1 protein-coding gene is annotated in these 636 nt (G+C 64.2%); it reads right to left on the bottom strand.

Going from position 1 to position 636, the window contains the following annotated elements:
- The coding region (locus tag A5780_RS41810; RefSeq protein WP_231982926.1) for a hypothetical protein at positions 1 to 245 on the bottom strand (245 nt) is incomplete at its 3' end.
- Positions 246 to 636 lie beyond the last annotated feature (391 nt).

Below are 636 nucleotides of genomic sequence, written 5' to 3'. Positions count from 1 at the left end.
AATTTTCCGCGTTTTGATGGTAGGGCAACTGCTCCTGCTTCGAAGGGAAATTGATTGTGGATCCGATGGTCGTTCTTTCCTGGATCGATACCGGCTCTGCGGCAGTCTCGAACGGACTGACGATCGCCGCCCAGGTGCTCTCGCTCGTCCTCCCGTTCCTCTGAGCTGCTAAAACACCGGATCAGCGCCCCGGTCCAGTCGGCATTGACGACGCCGGGGCGCTGATCCCCGAAACGCCACACCATTCATTCCTTCCTTTTCCTCCCTCCGTTCGAAGGGTTTATTCGGCATGCCGAAAACAGGATTCAGAAACGCCAAGAGAAGAACCGCGACACCCAACAAAAGGGGGGAGCGGTTACCGGCAGGGAAGTCCCGACCTGCGTCGCTCGTGGTTGCCGGTGCCGTTCCGCTATTGATCGCCCTCGCGTGCGCCGGCCCGGCAGGTGCATCGACGGCTTCGACCGCGGACCAGCCTGGCGTTACCAGCCCTTCCCAGCCCGGCACCGCGACACCGCCGCCCCCACCTGTACCGCCGCCTGCGCCGGAACCGGCACCCGAGCCTCAGCCGGTGTATATCGAGCAGCCACCCGAGGTCCGCAACGGGTCCACCCCGCGCCCCGAACCCGCCGACGACCC

Origin of the sequence: Nocardia sp. 852002-20019_SCH5090214, from assembly GCF_001665865.1 — a bacterium.
Classification (GTDB): domain Bacteria; phylum Actinomycetota; class Actinomycetes; order Mycobacteriales; family Mycobacteriaceae; genus Nocardia; species Nocardia nova.
The sequence above is the reverse complement of the archived record's forward strand: the minus strand, read 5'-3'. Positions and strand labels throughout refer to the sequence as shown.